This window comes from Maribacter halichondriae, assembly GCF_027474825.1.
Lineage (GTDB): Bacteria > Bacteroidota > Bacteroidia > Flavobacteriales > Flavobacteriaceae > Meishania > Meishania halichondriae.
In genome coordinates this window covers 1,027,383-1,049,930 of the sequence record NZ_CP107030.1, presented here as the reverse complement: position 1 = coordinate 1,049,930, position 22,548 = coordinate 1,027,383, and the positions used below count along the sequence as shown (strand labels likewise).

Sequence of the window (22,548 nt, the reverse complement as noted above, 5' to 3'; positions counted from 1 at the left end):
TATTATTTTTTTAAGGTTCTAAATAGATATCGAAAGTTTTTCATAATGTCATCAAATTAAATTCCTGATGACATTTTGAATACGGTTCGATATAGAGATTAAAGGCATCACTTGTTCGGGGGAAAAGTGATGCAGGACAGAGACCGGTACTCACCGGTCTTTGTTATTTAATAACGATACGATGTTAATCGTACCTTTGTGTAAAAATCAAGATAATGGCTGTGCATAAATCAGGCTTTGTAAACATTATAGGAAACCCCAATGTGGGCAAATCTACTTTGATGAATGCCTTTGTGGGTGAGAAACTTTCCATAATAACCTCAAAGGCACAGACCACAAGACATCGCATTCTAGGTATCGTTAGTGGGGATGGATTTCAAATGATACTTTCCGACACGCCTGGAATTATAAAGCCTGCATACGAACTTCAGGAAAGTATGATGGGCTTCGTAAAATCTGCCTTTGAGGATGCCGATGTACTCCTCTATATGGTCGAAATCGGTGAAAAAGCCTTAAAAGACGAAAAATTCTTCGAAATTATTAAGAACAGCAAAGTTCCGGTTTTACTACTATTGAACAAAGTCGATACCGCGACTCAAGAATTGTTGGAAGAACAGGTTCAATATTGGCAAGAACAGTTACCTTCGGTAGAGTTGCATCCTATTTCAGCACTGACGAACTTCAATATCAAGAATGTATTCGAACGTATTATCGAACTGCTTCCAGTAGGTCCGGCCTATTACCCCAAAGATCAGATTACCGATAAACCTGAACGTTTTTTTGTGAACGAGACCATCCGTGAAAAAATTCTTATCCATTATAAAAAAGAAATTCCCTATTCCGTAGAAATCGAAACGGAAGAGTTTTTTGAAGATGAAGACATCATCCGTATGCGTTCGGTCATCATGGTCGAGCGTGATTCCCAGAAAGGAATTATTATTGGTCACAAGGGTAGCGCATTAAAAAGGGTAGGGGTCGAAGCGCGAAAAGACTTGGAAAAATTCTTTGGCAAACAGGTGCATATTGAACTGTATGTTAAAGTGAATAAAAATTGGCGCAGTGATGCCAGACAGTTGAAACGGTTCGGTTACAACTAGAATTAATTCTGAACTTATTTATCCAAGGTTTCCATCATAAATCCATATAATTCCCGCATCTGGGGTTTCCCCTTATGTCTGCCCGCCCTTCCAAACGCATATAAGGCGAACCAGAGCACTACCATGGCCACCATCAGCCCTACTTGAAGTCCGTAAGGGCGGTCGAGTGACGCACTTGAATAAGCCCAGACTCCGAGCACGATAAAGATAGTCGCCACCCCGAAATGGAGGAACATAAAAAATGTCCATAAAGTAGGGTTCGGACCGAAAAGCCCATACAACTTGCTGTTCTTTTCGTCAGTTTCGTTGATTTCAAGATGTAATTGGGGCGACCAGAAATGCAGCTGTTCCGCATTGAACTTGATAAAGACATGATCATCCATCCTTTTTACGGTAAAAGGATTTTTTCGATGGGTTTCAAAAGCTTCCAGCGCAGCTTCCTTGGGTTCTGGGAGATCCAATTGAAAACGGGGTCTAAGAACGATATCGTTGGAAAGCGGTTTCATGTCCTGTCATTTTTCCAAAGTAAAAGATACCATTATTTGCTCGATTATTAATAGTATTTTTGCAGCAAATTTGAGAGGTATGAGTGCTATAGTAGCCATTGTGGGGAGGCCTAATGTCGGAAAATCTACTTTTTTTAACCGATTGATCCAAAGAAGGGAAGCCATTGTAGATGCCATTAGCGGTGTAACCCGTGATCGTCATTATGGAATGAGCGACTGGAACGGTAAAAACTTTTCTTTAATCGATACGGGCGGTTACGTGAAAGGTAGCGACGATATATTTGAACAAGAGATAGACAAACAAGTAGAACTGGCCATAGATGAAGCAGATGCCATTATTTTCATGGTCGATGTAGAAGCTGGTGTAACGGGAATGGACGAAGATGTGGCAAAGCTTTTGCGTAGGGTCAACAAACCTGTATTCTTGGCCGTAAACAAAGTTGATAACGCACAGCGAGCTGCAGATGCCGTTGAATTCTACGCTTTGGGATTAGGGGAATATTACAACCTGTCGAGTATCAATGGTAGTGGTACCGGAGAATTGTTGGATGCCTTGGTAGAAATGCTTCCTGAAGATGAGAAAGTAGAAGATGAACTTCCTCGTTTCGCTGTGGTCGGTAGGCCCAATGCGGGAAAATCCTCCTTCATAAATGCTTTGATAGGGGAAGAGCGGTACATCGTTACCGATATCGCCGGAACCACCCGAGATAGCATTGATACCAAATACAACAGATTCGGATTTGAATTCAATTTGGTGGACACGGCCGGAATACGAAGAAAGGCCAAGGTAAAAGAAGATCTTGAGTTTTATTCAGTCATGCGCTCCGTTCGGGCCATTGAACACTGCGATGTAGTGCTTTTGGTACTCGATGCCGAACGTGGATTTGATGGCCAAGTAGCCAATATTTTTTGGCTTGCACATCGCAACAATAAGGGTATCGTAATCTTGGTAAATAAATGGGATTTGGTCGAGGATAAAGAGACCAATACCATGAAACAGTACACCAAAAAAATAAAAGAGGCCATCGAACCCTTTACCGATGTGCCGATTCTCTTTATTTCAGTACTGACTAAGCAACGCATTTTTAAGGCCATTGAGACGGCGGTTATGGTATATGAAAACAGAAGTAAAAAAATCGTGACCCGAAAGTTCAACGATGTGATGTTGCCGCTAATCGAAAGTTATTCACCGCCTGCTTACAAGGGCAAGCATGTCAAAATTAAATTTTGTACACAACTACCGACGCCCTATCCGCAATTTGCCTTTTTCTGTAATCTGCCGCAATATGTTCGGGAACCCTATAAAAGGTATCTCGAAAACCAAATTCGCGAAAACTTTGATTTTACGGGGGTTCCCATAACCATTTTTATGAGAAAGAAGTGACATAAGTATTTCCTATACTTTTTCAATTACAATCTATTGGTTTTTTTGGCGTTCTTTTTGAATGACTTCAATAGCAAAATCTTTGTAATGAAAAAAGCCATAATTCTGTTTTTTCTTACCTGCGCCGTAGCTTTCGCGCAAGAGCCACGGTACATTCATGGCAATTATGAGTTCGAGCCAGGTTCGACCGAATACCTATTTGGCGATAACGTAAAACTAAGAACGGCACCAAGTACTGATTCAGAAGTTCTTGAATTTCTCGAGATTGCACGCCCTATCAAGATTTTGGGGAAAACGGAGGTGAAACAACCTTTTGAGGGTTATGATGCCTATTGGTACAAGGTAAAGAAGGTTATGTCTTAGGAGGATTGATTGCCTTTGCCCGTCAAGAAATAATGGATGAAACTTATTTAATCTCCCTTAAGAAAGAAGGTGAAGAGGTATACTTAAAAACCCGATTGGTTAGGGCCGATGCGCCGTATCTTGAGGTTGCTACCAAATTGAGCAATGCCGCTTCTGGTGTATTTTCCATCAAAGCCCATGACAATAGAGGTTTGGCCGATGTGGTCAATATGTTGCATGTTGATTTGTTAAGTGAAGCTTGCGGAGTGGAAGGTGGGTGAATATATCTTTTCAACGACGGCACCCATTTTTTTAAAGCCTTCGAATATTCCCAAATTTCCGATGCGGGGGTCTATTGGTACCAAGAGGAGTATCTATTTCCTGCGGATCAGAACGGAGTACCCGAAAAAATCGTCTATAAGGAAGAAATCGGAAGCTATCAAGACGAAGAAACGAATTGGATAGAAACCAAAAAGGTCACACGTGAACTGGAATGGAAAAACGGAAAATTGACCCCCGATATTAGTTCAGAAAGTAAATAACCTTTTCTGGATTAAGATTGAGGGTTGTTGAGCATATTTCATCGAATTCCTAGGCCTTGATCTCAAAGAATGGATTTTTTCCATTACCCCCGACCAACCAATTTCTCAATACGCACTTCGTAAATCATACCTCGTACTTAAAAATCACCATCCTCCGGAAGCACCGCCACCACCAAAGCCACCGCCTCCGAAGCCACCACCAAATCCACCGCCACCACCGAAACCACCACCACCGCCAAATCCGCCACTTGAACCACCGCTACGGCCCATGTTGCTTAAAATGATGATGTCCCAGATATCAAGTCCTGAAGAACGTTTCCCACCGTTTCGGCCGCCCCCTCTTCGATTTCTGCTTGAAAGAATAATCAGAATAATTATAAAAATCAGAATAGGTAGAAATGCACCAAAAGGAAAACCGCCGCCTCCACCATCAAAAGTTCTCTCCTCTTTGAACTCTCCTCGTAACACTTGAAAGATTGCGTCAGAACCTTCATTCAGCCCTGCATAATAATCATCTTGCTTGAAGCGTGGAATAATAACATTTTCTATAATTCTGCGCGACATAGCATCGGTCAGGTTTCCTTCGACGCCGTAGCCAGTGTTGATGGCTATTTTTCGGTCGTCTTTTGCCAGCAACACCAAAATACCATTATCTTTTCCTTCTTGTCCGATTCCCCATTTTTGCCCCCATTGGGCACCTAAATAGGTAATTTCTTCACCCTCTGTAGAACTGATAATCGCAATTACGATTTGTGTGGAGGTGCTATCGGAGTACCGGATCAATTTCTGCTCCAAGGCTTTTTCCTGCCCTTCAGGTAGCAAATCAATGTAATCATAAACACTGGTCTGCAGCGACGGTTTCTCAGGAATTTGGAATTGAGCCAGAGAAAAGGTGCACCAAAAAAGTAAGATTAATAGTGTACTACCCCTTCGATACCTCATTGCTAAGTTCATTTGTGTCGTTGTTTTGCCAAGGAAAATGAGCTTGAAGTTCTTTGCCCGTTTGTAAGACACCGTCAATGATACCTTGTTTGAAATTACCTTTTTTAAATTGCTCTTGAATGGTATTTTTTGTGGTGTCCCAAAAGCCATCGGGTACGACCCTGTCAATGCCCTTATCACCACAAATAGCGAACTTACGGTCGTTGACCGCTACATAGATCAATACCCCGTTTTCTTCTTTAGTATTGTCCATCTTTAGCTTGTGAAAAACCTCTTTGGCACGCTCCATAGGGTCTAATCGTGTATGTGCTTCGATGTGGACCCGTATTTCGCCAGAAGAGTTTTTTTCGGCCTTAAGAATGGCAATAACGATTTCCTGCTCCTCTTCGGCCGTTAAAAAATCTTCTACCCTAGACATATAATCATTCAAATTCAAAATTCACATCAGGAGCATTCTCCGAACCGGCATCCGCTTTGTAACGAGCCATTTCTTCGAAACCAAAAAGTCCGGCCAAGAGTTTACCGGGAAATTTTGTGGTATGAACATCGTAAATATTAACTTTCTCATTGAATCGATCACGGGCCACGTTGATGCGGTTTTCTGTACCTTCCAATTGTGATTGAAGTTCTAAAAAGTTTTGATTCGCCTTAAGTTCGGGGTAGCGTTCCACGACCACCATCAGTTTGCTCAAAGCTCCGGTAAGGCCACTTTGTGCTTCTTGAAAGGCGGCCATGTTCTGGGGTGTTAAATTGTCAGCATCTATGGTCGTCGAAGTAGCTTTGGCACGCGCCTCGATAACATCGGTAAGGGTTCCCCTTTCAAAATCTGCTGCCCCCTGCACGGTTTTTACTAGGTTACCGATCAAATCGTTTCGACGTTGGTATGAACTCTCAACGTTTGACCAAGCAGTTTTGGCATTGGCCTCATATTCGACGGCGGTATTATTAAATCCAACTGCCCATTGATAAAGTCCGAAAGCGATGACGCCAAGAACTATCAATACAATTAATCCTTTTTTCATAATTAGTGTTTTTTGTCACTCCCGCGAAAGCGGAAATCTTTAGTGGTTTAAAGTTGTTGATATAATATAAGTATTAGAAATCGACCGTGTGTTACACTTTCGCATCGACAAATTTTCAAATCAAGCCTTTGAGGTTAAGAACAAAATCAAAATACATTATTCGTACTCCCTAGAGTTGTTCTTTAATTTTGATCAATTCTGTTTTTACGCGCTCCAACTTCTGAATAATGTCAAAATTAGATAATGTCTTTTGCTTATTTTCCTTAAGATGTATTTTGGCACCTTCGAGTGTAAAGCCACGTTCTTTGACCAAATGATATATCAATTGAAGGTTTTTGATATCCTCAGGGGTAAATTTTCGGTTTCCCTTGGCATTTTTTTTTGGCTTCAACGCATCGAATTCCTTTTCCCAAAAACGAATCAATGACGTGTTCACGTCAAAAGCTTTGGCAACTTCGCCAATACCATAATATCGTTTTTCGGGGAGGTCTACTTGCATTAGTCTAGTGATTGATTTTCTTGGTTGGCGAATTTCAGCATATTCTCAAATTCTTCGGGTGTCAAACTACCATAATAGAAATTTATGGGATCAATCCGGTCTTTGTCTTTCCAGACTTCATAATGAAGATGCGGAGCTTCAGACCTTCCGGTGCTTCCTACAAACCCAATTAGATCTCCACGTTTTACCTTTTGCCCCTTTTTTACGTTGTATTGGCTCAAATGCCCATAAAGGCTAAGATATCCATATCCATGATCAATACGTATGTGCTTACCGTAACCTGATGAATTATTGTCTGCACGGGTGACCTTTCCATCCCCAGAGGCATATATTGGCGTGCCTTTTGGTGCTGTAAAATCCATGCCCCAGTGCATTTTTCTCGCCTTGGTGAATGGGTCGGAACGCCACCCATAGCCCGATGCCATACGGGTCAAATCTTCATTGTTCAGTGGCTGAATTGCCGGAATGGCCAGTAATAATTTCTCTTTTTCTTCGGCCAATATTGTAATCTCATCCAACGATTTGGATTGGATCGCCATTTGTTTTTTTATGATATCCAAGCGTTTTGTAGTGGCAATGACCATCTCTGAATTGTTAAAGCCTTCTAAGGCCCTATAGCGATTGACACCACCAAATCCGGCCCGTCGTTGTTCTTCGGGAATCGGGTTCGCCTCAAAATAAAGCCTGTAAATATTGTTATCGCGTTCTTCAATATTGGCAAGAACGTCTTCGATCTGTTCCATTTTCTTGTTCAGAATTTCAAATTGAAGTTCGTAGTTCTTGGCCTCTCGCGCAAGGGAAAGTTCCCTTGGCGTATTGATGAGGTTTGTATTCAATAATAGTATCAATGAAAAAAGCCCAAAAAGAAATGATCCCAAAACAAATAGTGCGATATTTCGATATCGCCTCGATTTTTTCGGTTCTATCTTACGGTACGACAGCGTGTCCGGATCGTAATAATACTTTACTTTAGACATGAAGGTATTTTATCCTATTTTTGTGCATTGTTTTAACAAAACAAACAAATATAAAAATTGTTTCGTTTAAAAAGTTAAAATTCACAAAACCTTACCATTTTCTATGAACTCCAAGGAAATCAGGACACACTTTTTAAATTTTTTTAAGGAGAAAAACCATAAGATCGTGCCTTCCGCACCCATGGTCATCAAAGACGATCCTACCCTGATGTTCACGAATGCTGGAATGAACCAGTTCAAGGAGTTTTTTTTAGGGAATTCCGTTTCGAAGCACACAAGAATAGCCGATACGCAAAAATGCCTGCGCGTAAGTGGAAAACACAATGACCTTGAAGAAGTCGGTAAGGATACCTATCATCATACGATGTTCGAAATGTTGGGTAACTGGAGTTTCGGGGATTATTTTAAAAAGGAAGCAATAGAATGGGCTTGGGAGTTCTTAACGGAGGTCTGCAAAATAGATAAGAAAAGCCTGTACGTCTCGGTTTTTGAAGGTAGCGATGATGAAGATAATTTAGAAATGGACCAAGAGGCCTTCAATCTTTGGAAGGCCATCGTGCCGGAAGACCGCATTATTCTTGGGAACAAGAAAGACAATTTCTGGGAGATGGGCGATCAAGGGCCATGTGGGCCATGTTCAGAAATTCATGTGGACATCCGCTCTACGGATGAGAAGGCAAAAGTTTCGGGTGCTTCATTGGTCAATCAAGACCATCCGCTGGTCGTTGAAATCTGGAACCTTGTTTTCATGCAGTATAACCGCAAAGCGAACGGGAATTTGGAAAACCTTCCCGCGAAACATGTGGATACAGGTATGGGTTTTGAGCGGCTCTGTATGGTATTGCAAGGGGTCAAATCGAATTATGACACCGATGTCTTTACACCCATAATTCGTGAAATAGAGACCATAACAAATTCTAAGTATGGTAAAGAAGAGGAAACCGATATTGCTATTCGGGTCATTGCCGATCATATACGTGCGGTTTCGTTTTCCATCGCTGACGGACAACTTCCAAGCAATACGGGTGCAGGTTATGTCATTCGCCGAATTTTAAGGAGGGCGATTCGTTATGGCTTCACCTTTTTAAATACGAAACAGCCTTTTATGTATCGGTTGGTAAACGTATTGACCGAAACCATGGGCAAAGCATTTCCTGAACTCAAAGAACAACGTCAACTCATTGAGAACGTTATTAAAGAGGAGGAACATTCTTTTCTCAATACGTTGGAGCATGGCCTGGTTTTATTGGATACCATTATCAAAAAAAACAAGGGAGATGCGGTTGATGGCCGAAAGGCGTTCGAGCTATACGATACCTATGGTTTCCCAATAGATTTGACCGCACTTATTTTGAGCGAAAAAGGGCTTTCTCTTGATGAAGAAGAATTCAATAGTGCTATGCAAGAGCAGAAAGACCGTTCGCGTTCGGCTTCGGAAATTTCGAAAGAAGATTGGGTCGTGCTTATTGATAATGCAGAGCAGGAATTTGTGGGATATGATGTTCTTGAAGCCAACGTAAAATTGGTAAAATACCGAAAAATAATCTCGAAAAAGAAGGGGAGCAATATCAGTTAGTATTCAATATGACCCCTTTTTATCCCGAAGGAGGGGGCCAAGTTGGCGATAAAGGCTATCTGGAAGTACCGAACGGTGATGTGGTCTATATTGTGGATACTAAAAAAGAAAATAACGAAATCGTTCATTTCGCCAAGAACTTACCAAAGCGTTTGAACGAAACTCTAAAAGCCGCTGTCGATGAAAAGCAGCGTCGCAGAACAGAGGCCAATCATACCGCAACACATTTGTTGCATCAGGCATTGCGGGAGATTTTAGGAAGCCATGTGGAGCAAAAAGGTTCCGCGGTACATTCAAAATATTTACGTTTTGACTTTTCACATTATTCAAAGTTAACGACGGACGAACTCAGGGCTGTAGAGAATTTTGTAAATTCAAGAATCGAAGGACAATTATCCTTTCAAGAAAATCGGAACATACCGATACAGGATGCTTTGAAAGAAGGAGCAATGGCCCTCTTTGGTGAAAAATATGGAGATACGGTACGCACCGTGCGTTTCGGCCAATCGATTGAATTATGTGGGGGAACCCATGTCAAGAATACGGCGGATATCTGGCATTTCAAGATTGTATCGGAAGGGGCCGTAGCAGCTGGTATACGTAGGATAGAGGCCATTACCTCAGATGCTGTTAAGGATTTTTATTCTGAGAACAACCGAACGCTTTACGAAATCAAGGACTTGCTCAACAATTTCCAAGAACCCGTAAAAGCTGTTGAGTCACTTCAAGCGGAAAATGCTCGATTGAAAAAAGAAGTAGAAAGTCTGTTAAAGGATAAGGCGAAAAACCTAAAAGTAGATTTGCTGAACGAATTGGAAGAAATCAATGGTGTTCAATTTCTAGCCAAAAAAGTGGACTTGGATGCTGCCAGCCTCAAAGACCTCTCTTTTGAAATGGGAAATAATAGGGACAACCTATTCCTGCTTTTCGGAACGGAACAAAATGGAAAAGCTTTGCTCTCTTGCTATATCTCAAAAAATCTAGTTTCAGAAAAAAATCTAAATGCAGGAACTATTGTTCGTGAATTGGGAAAATATATTCAAGGCGGCGGTGGCGGGCAACCTTTCTTTGCCACAGCAGGGGGCAAGAATCCTGATGGTTTGATTAAGGCTTTAGAGCAGGCCGAAGGGTATTTAAAGTAAAATTGTTTTCTTCTTTATTCCACGAGTGGAATTCATTCCCCTCCTTGAAAAAGACAGGGGTAAAAAAGTATCTTTATGAAACTCCAAACCCCAATTCCGCTAACCAAAGCAAAAAATCAGATTGATTACAGCAGTCAACTAGTGTTGTTTGGCTCTTGTTTTTCGGATAATATTGGAGCGAAATTTGAACACTTTAAATTCAGGTCACTACAGAACCCGTTTGGAATCTTATTCCACCCCAAGTCTATTGAAAATCTGATTTCAAGAGCTGTACAAAAAGATACATATACCGAATCGGATATATTTTTTCACAACGAGCGGTGGCATTGTTTTGATGCTCACTCCGATTTGAGTGATGTCTCAAAAAAAGTTCTGCTTCAAAAATTAAACGACGGCTTGGAGCGAACACATCGACAAGTAAAGGAATCTACGCACGCCATTATTACCTTGGGCACGGCATGGGTTTATCGTCATGTTGAACAGAATAGCGTAGTTTCAAATTGTCACAAAATACCAAACAATGAGTTCAATAAAGAACTATTAAGTGCAATTAAAATTACAGAAATCATTAAAAAGGTAGATAATGAATTACAATCCGTAAATAGTGATTTAAATATAATTTTTACTATCTCCCCGGTTCGCCACGTAAAGGATGGTTTCATTGAGAACCAACGGAGTAAGGCACATTTGGTTACAGCAATTCATCAGTTTCTGTCACTTCGAGCGGAGTCGAGAAGCCTTTTTTACTTCCCTTCCTATGAAATTATGATGGACGAACTTCGCGATTATCGCTTTTACGAAGGCGATATGATTCATCCCAACCAAATTGCGATAGATTATGTCTGGGAAAAATTCAAAGAAGTATGGATTTCTGAAAAAGCTTTTTCAACAATGGATGAAGTTGATGCAATTCAAAAAGGTTTATGGCACCGCCCCTTTAATCCAAGTTCGGTGGGGCATCAAGATTTTTTGAAATCGCTAGAGGAGAAAATTACGTATCTTCAACAGAAGTATCCGTTTATTAACTTCTAAATGTCAGTTCGAGCGCAGTCGAGAACTTAAAAAAGACCAATTAATTTCTATTAAGCCCATGAGAAAAGTTTTGGCAGGCGCATTGATAACCTTGGCAGCAGTTTTGGTCTTCCGGTCTTGTAGCGAGGATAAAAAAGGAGAAATCCATCCTTCAGGAAAACTCGATGCTGATCCAGCAAGAAATTGAAAATGTCTCCAAATTGATCGTAACCGAAGGCCACTTCGCCGAAGTCTATAATTACAAAGATTCCCAACAATTATTCGGGCCATTGATAACAGCAGATAAAAAAGGCCTTGGTGGTGGTCAATGCCGAAGTTATGGTCGCCTATGATTTAAGCAAAATCGATTTTGAGCTCGATGAGGCGAATAAGACACTGCGCATCAAGAGCATTCCCGAACCGGAAATCAAAATTAATCCTGATTTTGAATATTATGATGTGACGGCGGATTATCTTAACCAGTTTAATGCAGCGGACTACAATAAAATAAAAAGGAACGTCAACGTTTCGCTGATGAAAAAATTGAGGCTTCCACTTTAAAAAGTAATGCCCAAAATCGATTGATCAGCGAACTACAAAAATTCTATATCCTGACAAATTCAATGGAATGGACATTGGAATACCAGGGGCAACCCATAGCAGGAAGTCTTTCCGAACAGTTGTTCAAGGATTGATGTTAAACTTTCCGAAAAGCGGGACTTGTTTTGGAGGTTTGTTTTTACCTTGAAAACAAATCAAAAATCATGGACAACACGAAACAATCGAACAACAGAAGAGACTTTTTAAGAACAACAGGAATTTTAGGTGCCGGGCTACTCGTACCCAATATCAATTTGGCTTCCAGTGGAACTTTTCCACTGAACGACAACATTCACGAATTCGGTAAACGCGAGGGTTATACGGATCAAATCAGCATTTTGGTGTCCATGATGGATTGGATGCGTATGATAGTAATGCGCGATTCAAAAGGCCTATCCCAAAAAGAACTTGATTTTTTACTGGATGATAATTCAAATTCCATCGGTGCCATGTTGATGCATTTGGCCGCGACGGAACGCTACTATCAATTGAGCACTTTTACAGGCGTGCCAAAAGAGAAAATGAATTTCGGGGTCGAAGATGCCCTTTGGAGTGCGGCCAGTAGCCTTGGCGATACCGGTCGAAAAACATTTAAGGGCAGACCACTTTCTTTTTATACTGACAAGCTGAACGAAGTTCGCGAGTTCTCGAAAACGGAACTAAAGAATCGTGACGATACTTGGTTGCTGGAGTCAAGCAAAGGCTTTGGAAACCAACCTACCAACAATTATTGCAGGTGGTTTCATGTTGTCGAACACGAATCGAACCATAACGGCCAAGTACGATATATAAAGAGCAGGGTTTCGTAGGCTTATTCCACAAATTCCTTGGCCCACTTGATATACTGCTCCCAATCATAATCGGTCACATCGTGGACTCCGGTTCGAATATGATAGGCCACGGTGTTTTGAATAGGGGTATTGACTTTGGGCATTTCAGTGGATTCGATTCCCTGTTTGCCGAATAAATGGTATACCGGGGTCGCGTAATGTGCGGAGAGAAATTCGCCTTTTGGATCGGCCCACTCATCTTCTTCGGCGCTCGCCACGTATAAAGGTCTCGGTGCAACAAGTGCCAATAATTGATGTTGGTCTACCGGAAGCGCTTCCTCATTTTCATTGTATTTTTTGAAATTCGTATTGAACCAATGTGGAAAACTATTGTTTATACGGCCCACCGTCTCCCCGAACTTGCGTTTGGAAAGTGCTGCACCTCCGCACCCTGAATCATTACTGATGACACCAGCAAAACGGGTATCGGTAGCACCTGCCCATAAGGCGGCTTTTCCCAACCGAGAATGTCCAAAGGCCACAACTTTGGTTGCATCCACATTAGGGTCTGTTTCAAGATAATCGAATGCCTTACTGAGGGCGAAAGACCACGCGGCAATACTTCCCCATTCATTGGCCTCTGGGTTTTGGTGCCCTTCCTTATAAAAGAGGCGATGCAATCCATCGCTAAGATCATTTTTATCGGGGTCTACTTCCCCATAATAGATAGTCGCCAATCCGAATCCGGCCTTAATGATTCCATTAATGTCCCAGCGATGTGCCCGTCCACCCCTTGTTTTTTCGGTAGCTTGATGGTTTACGATACCGAGATTGTCATTTTTCATATTCCAAGCCTTGGTGATTTTGACTTTTGGGTCAGAGGTAACCGTTTGATTTCCATGAAAATTATATCCCAAAAAAACAGGGACATTATCCTTACCTGAAGGGGTATAGAGCAAAATATTGAACTGAAGTGTCTTTTTGTTTTTGGTTAGCGTAACCGCTATTTGTTTTCTGTGTGCAATTCCGTCTAGGGCATTTGCATCTTCTTCGATAATTTCAAAAGAAAAGGCATCCAGCTCGCCCGGTACTTTGCCAAAAACTTCATTTTCAAAAAAAGCCAATACCTCGGGTCTACGCTTTTCCGTCCAAGCTTTTGCATCTTTTATTTTAGTGCCATCGAATGCCATGAGCGGATCAGGCACCAAAAATTCAGGAACCTTGCTCTCATCGTAATTGGGTTCAACTTGTGAAAAGGCCATAGGCGATATAATGATGAAGAAAATGTAAAATAATGATTTCATTGATAGGGTTTACAAAGCCCAAATAGGGTAGTTGACAGTTGTTTCTAAACTACGAAACTTTTTGAGACCAAAGACACACCATCATCGATAAGATGCCCTACCTTCGGATTGTCGAGTTTAACCGTTTCCAGATGCGCCAAGATTTCCTTTGAAAAGACCATATCTCCGTTTGTTTTTGCCAATTCGTAAAGCTCGACCGACAGTAACCAGTCCCTTGGGTACTCCTTTTTGACTTCCTCAAAAACCTTATGACGTGAGATTGTTGTATTGGTACCTTCCCTAAATTCCCGGACCTGGGCATATAATTGTTCCAATTTAGAACGTACAGTATCCTTTGCCTGTTTTATCGTGGTACTACTTATTTCATGGGTCACCAGATCAAAGCTGTTGAGGTCGGCAGGACCGTTAAAGGCTGAGACAATGTGTTCACCGATGGCCATATTATAAAGTTCATCATGCGATTCAAAAAGTACTTGTTCACCATGTACTACTTTACAATCTTTCATGGTTACCAAAATAATTTCTCCTTTGAGGTTTCGTGTTCCGGTAATAATATGCCCTGTGACTTTTATGCCTCCCTCAAATTCTAAGGAGACCCGTTCTCCCTCATAAATGTTGTAAGCTTTTAAATCTCGCGGACTCATATCCTCTATAGCAAGATTGATGCCCTTTAGTTTGCCTATGGGACTACCAAACCCAGTGGCGTGTCTTTTGATACTATGCCCAACCAGTTCTTTTTCACGATAGGCGAGAGCAGTGGGACCAGCAGCCTGAAAGAAAACAGGCTTGCCTTCATGGGCGATCATACGCTGAAAATTTCCTGAAATCTGGAGGCCGGTACTAAGTTCGATAGTGCCCAGTTCTTTTGACGCAATCAACTTTTTTAGACCTGATAAGCCACCTTTTCGCAAGGCCATCGTATTGGCGAACTCTTCCAATACTTGACTTAGAAAGGCAAAATCAGGAGTTACGAAAAGCTGGGGCTGCGGTTTGGTAATATCGAAAGCGGTGTGTGCCGCTTCAATGGAGTATGGTATTTTTTTCACCTTATCGGTCATGCACCATGCACTTTCGCCAATCGAGGATAAAAGTCCTGCGCCATAGATTTTAGGATTTTTGACCGTTCCTATCAAACCGTATTCCACAGTCCACCAGTGTAGGTTTCGAATCAGGGCAATTTCACTGGGTTCACCCATATTTTGTTGCAATTCTTCAATATGTTTTTCGGCCTTGTCGATTTCTTTTTGTGGTGTTCCCGAAGCTTCCTTGATGATGGATAGATGTCTAACGGCCTCATAGAGTTCAAAATCTTTGGCGTTTGAAATGGCCTTGCAGCCTATCTCGCCAAAACGTCTTAAATATTCTGCATATTCGGGGTTGGCGATTATGGGCGCATGCCCCGCACCTTCATGAATGATATCTGGGGCCGGTGTATATTCGATATGGTCCAACTGGCGAATGTCGGAAGCAATGACCAACACATTGTACGCTTGAAACTCCATAAATGCGGATGGCGGAATAAATCCATCCACGGCGACAGCTGCCCAACCGATTTCTTTTAAAATACGATTCATGCCGTACATATTCGGAATGTGGTCGATGGAAATTCCGGTTTTTTTAAGTCCATCTAAGTATGAACGATGGGCCACTTTACTTAAATAATCTACATTTTTCCGCATCACGTAGCGCCAGACGGCCTGATCGATCGCCGAATAATCATTATAGTTTTGTGGCTTGATATATTGCTTCAAATGTTTGGGAAGCTTATCTAAAATGGCGTTGCTTTCGTAGGACATTGGGGTACTCTTTTTACAAGGATAAAGGTACAAAAAAACCGTCCGCTTAAAACTTATGTTGTTAAGCGGACGGTCGAAATAGTATGGGGGAAGCTAATATTATCTTCCCGCCACCGCATTGGGCGGATATGCCTGTAAGATTTCAGAAACGAATTCTTTTATACGCTCTTCCTTCTTTTCGATTTTGCTTATATTGTTAAGGTTACCGACCCCTTTACCTTGCCAGACAAGCTCTCGGCTTTTCGAGTCGATAAGGTCTATATAGAGCGAGCCTTCTGTACGGGTACTGACGTTGTTGCCGCCCCAACCTGGGCCCCATCCGCCCCACATCCATGGACTCCAGCCCCAGCCCCAGCCCCAAGCGCCGCCCCAGCCCCAGTTGTTGTTGTAAATATCGACCTGTTCTTTTTCTTTGGTAAAGATACTGATGAGAATATCGGGGTTATCTGATTTTACAAAGCCACGGGCACTTAATTCCGTATCAATAGCTTTTAGGATTCGTTTTTTATCCAAGTCCGAAACTTGGGCTTTGTCGATTCCCGTTTTGTAGAAAGCGTACGATTTATATTCATTGAAATTTACCTCTTTGTCATAATCGGAAAGTACGCGAACTGAAGCACATGAGCTTAAAAAAAGCAGAACCAACATGAGTAGTGCAAAAATTTTTATCTTTTTCATAATGTATAGTTTTTTGGGATTATCGGTTTGTTTCCTGCTAGTTGAAATGCTCAAAAATCATGCCGAAACGTAAAATAGTTATTGCGAATTCGTCTTTGGGTTATATCCGTAGGGACAATGTCTACAGCCGCTTTCACAGCAATATCCTCTTTTTTAAGTGATACTGTTCTGTAAAAACCTTAAAACCTTCTTCCGACACATAATAATCTCCTTCTTCAAGCGGAATATACTCCTTCATACTACATGGATCTTCTTCTAAATCCTTTATAAAAATAATCCATTCCTGTTAATAAAAGGATTTCAATTATCTTAAAAGGATTCATTTTAAAGGGATGAACTCCAATTTTAACGATTTGGTACAATTGTTGGCAACATATTATTGTTAGTATTCTACGGGCGATTTTAACAATTATCTTTGAATATCCCCGTTTAAAGACTGATTTATGATTCTAGTATTTAAACATTTCTTCTATAAAAATTATGTCGGCCTTTCGCTCTGGCCTTTCATTATACTTAAAAATGATGCCTTAAAAGAAGATACTGTTCTTATCAATCATGAGAAAATTCATCTTAAGCAGCAACAAGAGTTGTTGATTTTGCCTTTTTACGTGTTCTATATTACGGAATGGTTATTACGTTCATTATTTTATTTGAACAGTTATAAAGCTTACCAGAACATCAGTTTCGAAAGGGAAGCCTATCATAATGAGCGAAATTTGAATTACCCGTCTGAGCGAACCACTTTCGCTTTTATAAAGTACCTTTGACGTTAAATTCTTGCCAGGGTGCCGATTGAAAATCAAAACGTAACACTCCCCATTCTCGCGAAAAAACAAATCTCCCTAGCTATCAAGAGGGAAGATTTGAGACATCCCCAAATTTCTGGAAACAAGTATCGTAAGCTCAAATATAATCTTGAGGAAGCCAAGGCTAAGAAAGAACATTCTTTATTGACCTTCGGAGGCGCTTTTTCCAACCATATCGTGGCCACGGCCTATGCCGGAAAATTACACGGGTTTAAAACCATCGGGATTATCCGTGGTGATGAACTGTCGGATAACTGGAAAGCAAACCCTACGTTGTTAAGGGCCGCCAAAAATGGTATGCAGTTCAAGTTTGTTTCTCGGGATGACTACCGGAACAAAGAAAACCATGATTTTTTAAATAGGTTGAAAGCGGAATTCGGAAATTTTTATCACCTTCCCGAAGGTGGTACGAATACGCTTGCCGTCAAGGGCTGTGAAGAAATTCTGGAGTATGGCGATGCCGATTTCGATATCATTTGTTGCTCCGTTGGCACCGGTGGAACATTGGCTGGAATCATCAATTCGGCCAAGCCTTCCCAAGAGGTTTTGGGCTTCCCCGCGCTCAAGGGAGAATTTTTAATGGAAGATATTCGTAAATTTGCTGTTAGGGAAAATTGGGGATTGCAATTGGACTATCATTTTGGAGGTTATGCTAAGGTTACTTCGGCGCTTATCCATTTCATTAATGACTTCCATGATAAGACCCATATTCCCTTGGATGCTATCTATACCGGCAAAATGATTTTTGGAATTATGGATCTGATAAAGAACAATCATTTTCAGCCAAAAACCAAAATTCTGGCCATCCATACAGGAGGGCTGCAAGGTATTGAAGGCATGAACCTTAGATTGAAAATGAAAAACCTACCAGAGATTCACGTATGATGAAAAAAATGCTCATGGCCATTTTGCTGGGCTCGTTTCTAATAGGCTGTAAAGTAAGGCAAAGTGTTTCGTTGGCCAAACATGATAAATATACGCCTAAGCCGGTGGTAAAGAAATCATCGAGTGCTACTTATGATGATGATGGCCTTTATACCCTTCCGGAAGATACCGGAGAGTTTATCAATTTTGAAGTGTCTTCCATCGATGAATATATCGATACATTTTCAGAAATCGCCCAAATGGAAATGAAGGCTTACGGTATTCCGGCCAGTATAACACTTGCACAAGGCTTACTCGAGAGTGGTTTCGGAAAAGGTGAACTGGCAAGGAAGACCAACAACCATTTCGGAATAAAATGCCATACCGGGTGGGAAGGAGATTTCGATTATCATGACGATGACGAAAAGGGTGAGTGTTTTAGAAAATACAATCACCCGATGTATTCGTTTCGCGATCACAGCATCTTTTTGACAAATAGGGGCAGGTATGCCTTTCTTTTCGATTTGCACAATGATGACTACAAAGGTTGGGCGAAAGGACTTCGTAAGGCGGGTTATGCTACCGACAAGCGATATCCTCAAAAATTGATTGCTCTTATCGAGCGACATGAGCTCTATAGATTCGATAATAAAATCAAAAAACAGGGTTACGGCCAAGTGGCCGCGACGACTGAAATTGCTGAAAACACGAACCGAACTCCCCAAAACCAAACCCATGTAGTAAAGTATGGGGATACACTCTATTCGATTTCACGTGCCTATTCTGTGTCACTGGATGACCTGAAACGTTGGAACTATCTGTACGACAGTGATATATCGGTCGGTCAAAAATTGGTGGTCAAGACCAAAAAATTTAACTAATTCCATGATGTATCAACGTAGTAGTGCCTTGTTCGCCGAGGCGAAAAAATATATCCCCGGAGGCGTCAATTCCCCTGTCAGGGCTTTTAAGGCGGTAGGAGGCGACCCCATATTCGTCAAAGAAGCCAAAGGTGCTTATCTATACGATGAAGATGGCAATAGGTTGATCGATTATATCGCCTCATGGGGTCCATTGATTCTAGGTCATGCATACGAACCTGTTATCAGTGCGGTCATTGATAAGGCACTAAAGGGTACTTCTTTTGGAATGCCCACCGAAATCGAGACCGAACTAGCCAAATTAGCGGTGTCGATGGTGCCAAATATCGATAAGATTCGTTTTGTGAACAGCGGTACCGAGGCCTGTATGAGTGCTGTACGATTGGCAAGGGGTTTTTCGGGAAGAGATAAAATTATCAAATTCGCCGGCTGCTATCACGGTCATTCGGATTCTTTTTTGATTCAGGCGGGTAGTGGGGCGGTCACTTTTGGAAGCCCGAATAGTCCGGGAGTGACACAAGGCACGGCCAAGGATACTTTGTTGGCCGATTACAACAATCTTGATCATGTTCAAGCTTTGGTGGAAGCCAATAAGGACGAGATTGCCGCGATAATTATTGAACCTGTGGCTGGCAATATGGGCTGTATCGTACCCCAAAAAGGTTTTATGGAGGGTCTTCGGGCACTCTGCGACCACCATGGAATCCTGCTCATCTTTGATGAGGTGATGACCGGTTTTCGATTGGGAAAAGGTGGTGCCCAGGAAGCTTTGGGCATCGATGCCGACATTCTTTGTTTCGGAAAGGTCATTGGTGGTGGACTTCCCGTAGGTGCTTTTGCTGCCCGTTCAGAAATCATGTCCCATTTGGCACCTGAAGGCTCGGTATACCAAGCGGGAACATTAAGTGGAAACCCTTTGGCCATGGCCGCAGGACTTGCCATGCTGACCGAACTCAACGATCGCCCTGAGATTTTTGAAAGTTTGGCCGACAAAACAGAGCATCTACACAAGGGTCTTGAAAGTGTATTGAAGCGCAAGGGGGTTCCCTATCAAATTAACCGCTTTGGCTCAATGATATCGGTACATTTTACCGACGAACCCGTAGTTGATTTTAAATCTTCTGCCAAGGGAAACAATGATACTTTCAAAACCTATTTTCATGGGATGCTCGAAAAGGGCATTTATTTACCGCCTAGCGCCTTTGAAAGTTATTTTTTGAACGACGCCTTGAGCTATGCGGATTTGGATGAAACGATCGAAGCTCTTGATAGACTACAATTATAAGCCCCGAATTTCTAAGTGGCAGAAGTAAATATACTGAGAATGGCTTGCCACCTAAGCCCCCAAGAAAGGAAGCTGCTTTATCTTATGATAGGTCAAGGCTAATGTAATACAGTGTTTTAGCTCCCTTTTAGGAACCTTGCTCCCTAGTTTAAAGACGATTGCCCGATTTCCTTCAAATTCGAAAATATCCTTATAAATGGTTTTGAATGTAGGTACGAGTTTCGAGGTGCATTTGAAATACATGGCATATTGTTCAGGACTTTTTTCCTTCCAATCCGTTCGTAGTGTGCTGCCATGTTTAGTGAGATAACTGGGTTCGCCCCATTTTAGGGTCTCCTCAAGTGTTTGAAGTCCTTCGATTTCGGAAGCCGCCTCTAAAACCAACTCCCTTAGGAAAAGCATCTTCGACTTTACGGTTTTTGGATATGTATCAAAGATATCCTTGACTTTTGGGTTGCTCTTAAGTTCCATTTGTTTTTTTCAAATAGGTTCAAACTGATTTATGGAAATGAACGATGAAGTTCTAACATAGAATTAAACAAATCAAGCTTAAAGCATAAAAAAAACCGCTCACACTACATGAACGGCTTTCTTTCATCAATCAATCAATCAAACCAACTATTTTCTATCGGCTTTTTTATCACCTCTTTTATGATTTTTGCCTTTTCCTTTTCGGTGTTTGCCATTGCGGTGCCCCATTTTCTCCCATTTGTCATATTGCTCGTCCGACAGTATTTTTTTTATTTCCGCTTTTTGGGCGATCATTTGGTCCAGTCGAGCATTCTGCATCGCGTAGCGCTCTTCGGAAGTAGGCTTTTGGGCTTCTCCCGCCTCTTTTTTTGCCTTTCGTTCTTCCATTTTGGCTTTGCGAGCCTTGGCGTTTTCAAGATTCAAGGCTTGGATCTGTGATTGTTGGGCTTCCGATAGGTCCAATGCCAAGGTCATTTTCTTGGTTTGTAAAGTTGCCATTTGTTCAGAGTTCAAGTCTTTCATACCACCCCTATTCGATTTTCCTTCTTTTTGTGCCATTCCGAATACGCCTATCAAGAGTGCTATGGCTAAAATTGCTTTTTTCATGTTTTTGCTATTTAATGATTTATACCTATGACTCGATGCGATGATAATGGTTTAATCCATCGACTGGATTTGGGTTTTTTTTAACGGTACGACCAACTGGCACGAAAAAAGGCCATGATGGGGAATCATGGCCTTTAGATAGGTATAGTAGGTAGTTCTTAATGAATATCGTTTTGTAGTTGTTCTATGTGCGTTTGTTCTACGTCGGCTTTGGCAAGTTCGTTCGAATCGGCTACATGCTTTTGCGATACGTTTACATTATAGTAGGTTATCGCTGCAAGGATAAAACTTGCGAAATACAGAACACTTTTTGCTTTATATGACATGACGTTTGGTTTTTAATTCTTGGACTAAATTAGAGATTACCCTAACTCAAAAAAGTCGATTGTTGCGAAACGAGTACTTTGTGATGTCAAAAGTGCTAAAGTTGTTGAATAGCGTTTTTTTTCATCCGATTTTGCTGCATTTTACCGAGATGCGAGGAAAATCAAGGTAAAATGAGGTTGTCAAATACTTTGGCTGATTCAGCATTTTTTGGTTAGCTCAGTGGTAATTTTCAAAATTTTTTACTTTTTGTGTAACATTTTTGTTTTTCAACAGTCTTTTATATAGAAATTCATTTTTCAATTAGCGAATTAGTCGAGATAAAGCTGTTCCGCGCTGCGGGATGGCTTTATTTTTTGGCTATTCTGCTGTCACCGGGCCGTGACACACCGAAGAACATCTTATATGATGAACCTGTCTATGGGCCGATAGGCTACCCTTTCCATTTGTCGGGCCCTATTCTATGCTATGGTTAAAGATTAGGTCAGGGCTTAATTTTTTTTGATTTTTTATCTACGAAGCGTAAAAGCATCGATAAACGGTTCACCTAGAATATGGAAAATGTCCATTTTTGAAAAAATTCGTTGAATTGCACGATGTAAAAATTCATCGTTTTTCTTCTTACTACATTAAGAAAAATAGGCGCTGATTGTAAAGTTGGCAATTTTAGCAAATATATTTTGCGAAATATTCATTCTAATCTTTTACAGGAATTCCCCCACAAATGAATGCCACAATAACGGCACTATTTTGCGTTATAGTAGCTCATACATAACCTAATTACTATGATTAAAAAAATGGAAATTATATCGTGCACGGCTATCGGACTTCTTTATGTCTTTGGGGCCTTTGCCAATAGCAATACACCGAAGGAAGAAGAATTTGATATCAACTCTATTCAAATGATGGAAGAAGAAATCGAAATCGACCTAGGTTTTGACGCAGCCAAATATCTTCCGGAAGATTTTAATCCGTATGCCTACCCGCAAGATGTCGAAGGATTTAACTATATCGATGAAAATGATTTTTTTGAACTAGGATTTGATCCGGAAAAACATCTACCAGAGGGTTTTGATCCGTATATTAAAGTAGCGAAGTAATCTATTTCGTATTTGAGTTAGTC

The 22,548-nt window shown here is 41.3% G+C and carries 23 protein-coding genes and 3 pseudogenes; 13 read left to right on the top strand and 13 right to left on the bottom strand.

The features are described from left to right. Positions 1–215 precede the first annotated feature (215 nt). Positions 216–1,097, top strand: coding sequence for a GTPase Era (era, locus tag N8A86_RS04785; RefSeq protein WP_273568020.1), 882 nt, complete (start codon positions 216–218; stop codon positions 1,095–1,097). A 14-nt stretch (positions 1,098–1,111) separates the two neighbouring features. Here era and N8A86_RS04780 read toward each other — a convergent pair whose 3' ends face one another. Then, positions 1,112–1,603, bottom strand: coding sequence for a GTP-binding protein (locus tag N8A86_RS04780; protein WP_273568019.1), 492 nt, complete (start codon positions 1,601–1,603; stop codon positions 1,112–1,114). Between the two features lie 79 nt (positions 1,604–1,682). Here N8A86_RS04780 and der point away from each other — a divergent pair, with 79 nt between their 5' ends. From der to N8A86_RS04765, 3 genes are all read left to right on the top strand, one after another. Further along, positions 1,683–2,987 carry a ribosome biogenesis GTPase Der gene (gene der / locus N8A86_RS04775; protein WP_273568018.1) on the top strand — a complete coding sequence of 435 codons (1,305 nt, stop codon included), beginning with the start codon at positions 1,683–1,685 and terminating at the stop codon, positions 2,985–2,987. An 87-nt stretch (positions 2,988–3,074) separates the two neighbouring features. Beyond that, complete coding sequence (locus tag N8A86_RS04770) at positions 3,075–3,350, top strand: SH3 domain-containing protein (RefSeq protein WP_273568017.1); 276 nt, start codon at positions 3,075–3,077, stop codon at positions 3,348–3,350. Continuing rightward, the gene (locus N8A86_RS04765) at positions 3,320–3,610 is read left to right on the top strand and encodes a hypothetical protein (RefSeq protein WP_273568016.1); all 291 of its coding nucleotides are present in this window, start codon (positions 3,320–3,322) and stop codon (positions 3,608–3,610) included. Before N8A86_RS04770 ends, N8A86_RS04765 begins: the two co-directional genes overlap by 31 nt. Before the next feature lie 405 nt (positions 3,611–4,015). Here N8A86_RS04765 and N8A86_RS04760 read toward each other — a convergent pair whose 3' ends face one another. The 5 genes from N8A86_RS04760 to N8A86_RS04740 form a co-directional block, all read right to left on the bottom strand. Next, entirely contained in the window at positions 4,016–4,813 is a 798-nt protein-coding gene (locus N8A86_RS04760; protein WP_273569024.1) for a TPM domain-containing protein, read from the bottom strand. Beyond that, positions 4,794–5,231, bottom strand: a complete 438-nt coding sequence (locus N8A86_RS04755) for a TPM domain-containing protein (protein ID WP_273568015.1) — start codon at positions 5,229–5,231, stop codon at positions 4,794–4,796. Before N8A86_RS04755 ends, N8A86_RS04760 begins: the two co-directional genes overlap by 20 nt. A 4-nt stretch (positions 5,232–5,235) precedes the next feature. Continuing rightward, entirely contained in the window at positions 5,236–5,835 is a 600-nt protein-coding gene (locus N8A86_RS04750; protein ID WP_273568014.1) for a LemA family protein, read from the bottom strand. Between the two features lie 169 nt (positions 5,836–6,004). Further along, positions 6,005–6,334: a MerR family transcriptional regulator gene (locus N8A86_RS04745; RefSeq protein WP_273568013.1), complete on the bottom strand. Its 330-nt coding sequence runs from the start codon at positions 6,332–6,334 to the stop codon at positions 6,005–6,007. Beyond that, positions 6,334–7,311 (bottom strand): M23 family metallopeptidase, encoded by a 978-nt coding sequence (locus N8A86_RS04740; RefSeq protein WP_273568012.1) that lies wholly within the window; start codon positions 7,309–7,311, stop codon positions 6,334–6,336. The genes N8A86_RS04745 and N8A86_RS04740 overlap by 1 nt, the downstream gene beginning before the upstream one ends. 103 nt (positions 7,312–7,414) lie before the next feature. On the opposite strand from N8A86_RS04740, the pseudogene alaS reads away from it, so the two are divergent. The 4 genes and pseudogenes from alaS (at position 7,415) to N8A86_RS04720 (ending at position 12,449) form a co-directional block, all read left to right on the top strand. Next, positions 7,415–10,029 (top strand): annotated as a pseudogene (gene alaS / locus N8A86_RS04735) (alanine--tRNA ligase). Positions 10,030–10,104: 75 nt separating this feature from the next. Then, positions 10,105–11,061 (top strand): GSCFA domain-containing protein, encoded by a 957-nt coding sequence (locus N8A86_RS04730; protein WP_273568011.1) that lies wholly within the window; start codon positions 10,105–10,107, stop codon positions 11,059–11,061. A gap of 58 nt (positions 11,062–11,119) precedes the next feature. Next, positions 11,120–11,735: pseudogene (locus tag N8A86_RS04725) on the top strand (DUF4230 domain-containing protein). Between the two features lie 69 nt (positions 11,736–11,804). Then, entirely contained in the window at positions 11,805–12,449 is a 645-nt protein-coding gene (locus N8A86_RS04720) for a DinB family protein (RefSeq protein WP_273568010.1), read from the top strand. Between the two features lie 2 nt (positions 12,450–12,451). On the opposite strand, the gene N8A86_RS04715 is transcribed toward N8A86_RS04720, so the two are convergent. The 4 genes and pseudogenes from N8A86_RS04715 to N8A86_RS04700 form a co-directional block, all read right to left on the bottom strand. Next, positions 12,452–13,714 carry an alpha/beta hydrolase family protein gene (locus N8A86_RS04715; protein ID WP_273568009.1) on the bottom strand — a complete coding sequence of 421 codons (1,263 nt, stop codon included), beginning with the start codon at positions 13,712–13,714 and terminating at the stop codon, positions 12,452–12,454. Between the two features lie 44 nt (positions 13,715–13,758). Next, positions 13,759–15,510, bottom strand: coding sequence for an aromatic amino acid hydroxylase (locus tag N8A86_RS04710; protein WP_273568008.1), 1,752 nt, complete (start codon positions 15,508–15,510; stop codon positions 13,759–13,761). Positions 15,511–15,609: 99 nt separating this feature from the next. Beyond that, complete coding sequence (locus N8A86_RS04705) at positions 15,610–16,188, bottom strand: DUF4136 domain-containing protein (protein WP_273568007.1); 579 nt, start codon at positions 16,186–16,188, stop codon at positions 15,610–15,612. 78 nt (positions 16,189–16,266) lie between these two features. Further along, positions 16,267–16,426, bottom strand: a pseudogene (locus N8A86_RS04700) (C1orf53 family protein). Positions 16,427–16,631: 205 nt separating this feature from the next. On the opposite strand from N8A86_RS04700, the gene N8A86_RS04695 reads away from it, so the two are divergent. The 4 genes from N8A86_RS04695 to hemL are packed head-to-tail and all read left to right on the top strand — an operon-like array spanning position 16,632 to position 20,024. Further along, entirely contained in the window at positions 16,632–16,955 is a 324-nt protein-coding gene (locus N8A86_RS04695) for a hypothetical protein (RefSeq protein WP_273568006.1), read from the top strand. A gap of 18 nt (positions 16,956–16,973) precedes the next feature. Beyond that, a complete protein-coding gene (locus tag N8A86_RS04690) occupies positions 16,974–17,879 on the top strand; it encodes a 1-aminocyclopropane-1-carboxylate deaminase/D-cysteine desulfhydrase (RefSeq protein ID WP_273568005.1) in 906 nt (301 codons plus the stop codon). 14 nt (positions 17,880–17,893) lie between these two features. Next, positions 17,894–18,739, top strand: coding sequence for a glucosaminidase domain-containing protein (locus N8A86_RS04685; RefSeq protein WP_273568004.1), 846 nt, complete (start codon positions 17,894–17,896; stop codon positions 18,737–18,739). A gap of 4 nt (positions 18,740–18,743) precedes the next feature. Then, positions 18,744–20,024 (top strand): glutamate-1-semialdehyde 2,1-aminomutase, encoded by a 1,281-nt coding sequence (hemL, locus tag N8A86_RS04680; protein ID WP_273568003.1) that lies wholly within the window; start codon positions 18,744–18,746, stop codon positions 20,022–20,024. A 51-nt stretch (positions 20,025–20,075) separates the two neighbouring features. On the opposite strand, the gene N8A86_RS04675 is transcribed toward hemL, so the two are convergent. The 3 genes from N8A86_RS04675 to N8A86_RS04665 all read right to left on the bottom strand — a co-directional run bounded on the left by N8A86_RS04675 (position 20,076) and on the right by N8A86_RS04665 (position 21,427). Further along, a complete protein-coding gene (locus tag N8A86_RS04675; RefSeq protein ID WP_273568002.1) occupies positions 20,076–20,495 on the bottom strand; it encodes a DUF1801 domain-containing protein in 420 nt (139 codons plus the stop codon). Positions 20,496–20,642: 147 nt separating this feature from the next. Then, positions 20,643–21,101, bottom strand: coding sequence for a DUF4890 domain-containing protein (locus tag N8A86_RS04670; RefSeq protein ID WP_273568001.1), 459 nt, complete (start codon positions 21,099–21,101; stop codon positions 20,643–20,645). A 158-nt stretch (positions 21,102–21,259) separates the two neighbouring features. Beyond that, complete coding sequence (locus tag N8A86_RS04665; protein WP_273568000.1) at positions 21,260–21,427, bottom strand: hypothetical protein; 168 nt, start codon at positions 21,425–21,427, stop codon at positions 21,260–21,262. A gap of 795 nt (positions 21,428–22,222) precedes the next feature. Here N8A86_RS04665 and N8A86_RS04660 point away from each other — a divergent pair. Next, positions 22,223–22,525: a hypothetical protein gene (locus N8A86_RS04660; RefSeq protein ID WP_273567999.1), complete on the top strand. Its 303-nt coding sequence runs from the start codon at positions 22,223–22,225 to the stop codon at positions 22,523–22,525. Positions 22,526–22,548: the final 23 nt, after the last annotated feature.

Coding starts and splice junctions, on each gene's coding strand:
- era (WP_273568020.1), top strand. CDS start 216: ATGGCTGTGCATAAATCAGGCTTTGTAAACATTATAGGAAACCCCAAT.
- N8A86_RS04685 (WP_273568004.1), top strand. CDS start 17,894: ATGGCCATTTTGCTGGGCTCGTTTCTAATAGGCTGTAAAGTAAGGCAA.
- N8A86_RS04745 (WP_273568013.1), bottom strand. CDS start 6,334: ATGCAAGTAGACCTCCCCGAAAAACGATATTATGGTATTGGCGAAGTT.
- N8A86_RS04710 (WP_273568008.1), bottom strand. CDS start 15,510: ATGTCCTACGAAAGCAACGCCATTTTAGATAAGCTTCCCAAACATTTG.
- N8A86_RS04780 (WP_273568019.1), bottom strand. CDS start 1,603: ATGAAACCGCTTTCCAACGATATCGTTCTTAGACCCCGTTTTCAATTG.
- der (WP_273568018.1), top strand. CDS start 1,683: ATGAGTGCTATAGTAGCCATTGTGGGGAGGCCTAATGTCGGAAAATCT.
- N8A86_RS04675 (WP_273568002.1), bottom strand. CDS start 20,495: ATGGAACTTAAGAGCAACCCAAAAGTCAAGGATATCTTTGATACATAT.
- N8A86_RS04760 (WP_273569024.1), bottom strand. CDS start 4,813: ATGAGGTATCGAAGGGGTAGTACACTATTAATCTTACTTTTTTGGTGC.
- N8A86_RS04705 (WP_273568007.1), bottom strand. CDS start 16,188: ATGAAAAAGATAAAAATTTTTGCACTACTCATGTTGGTTCTGCTTTTT.
- N8A86_RS04770 (WP_273568017.1), top strand. CDS start 3,075: ATGAAAAAAGCCATAATTCTGTTTTTTCTTACCTGCGCCGTAGCTTTC.
- N8A86_RS04755 (WP_273568015.1), bottom strand. CDS start 5,231: ATGTCTAGGGTAGAAGATTTTTTAACGGCCGAAGAGGAGCAGGAAATC.
- N8A86_RS04660 (WP_273567999.1), top strand. CDS start 22,223: ATGGAAATTATATCGTGCACGGCTATCGGACTTCTTTATGTCTTTGGG.
- hemL (WP_273568003.1), top strand. CDS start 18,744: ATGATGTATCAACGTAGTAGTGCCTTGTTCGCCGAGGCGAAAAAATAT.
- N8A86_RS04715 (WP_273568009.1), bottom strand. CDS start 13,714: ATGAAATCATTATTTTACATTTTCTTCATCATTATATCGCCTATGGCC.
- N8A86_RS04720 (WP_273568010.1), top strand. CDS start 11,805: ATGGACAACACGAAACAATCGAACAACAGAAGAGACTTTTTAAGAACA.
- N8A86_RS04670 (WP_273568001.1), bottom strand. CDS start 21,101: ATGAAAAAAGCAATTTTAGCCATAGCACTCTTGATAGGCGTATTCGGA.
- N8A86_RS04695 (WP_273568006.1), top strand. CDS start 16,632: ATGATTCTAGTATTTAAACATTTCTTCTATAAAAATTATGTCGGCCTT.
- N8A86_RS04750 (WP_273568014.1), bottom strand. CDS start 5,835: ATGAAAAAAGGATTAATTGTATTGATAGTTCTTGGCGTCATCGCTTTC.
- N8A86_RS04665 (WP_273568000.1), bottom strand. CDS start 21,427: ATGTCATATAAAGCAAAAAGTGTTCTGTATTTCGCAAGTTTTATCCTT.
- N8A86_RS04730 (WP_273568011.1), top strand. CDS start 10,105: ATGAAACTCCAAACCCCAATTCCGCTAACCAAAGCAAAAAATCAGATT.
- N8A86_RS04740 (WP_273568012.1), bottom strand. CDS start 7,311: ATGTCTAAAGTAAAGTATTATTACGATCCGGACACGCTGTCGTACCGT.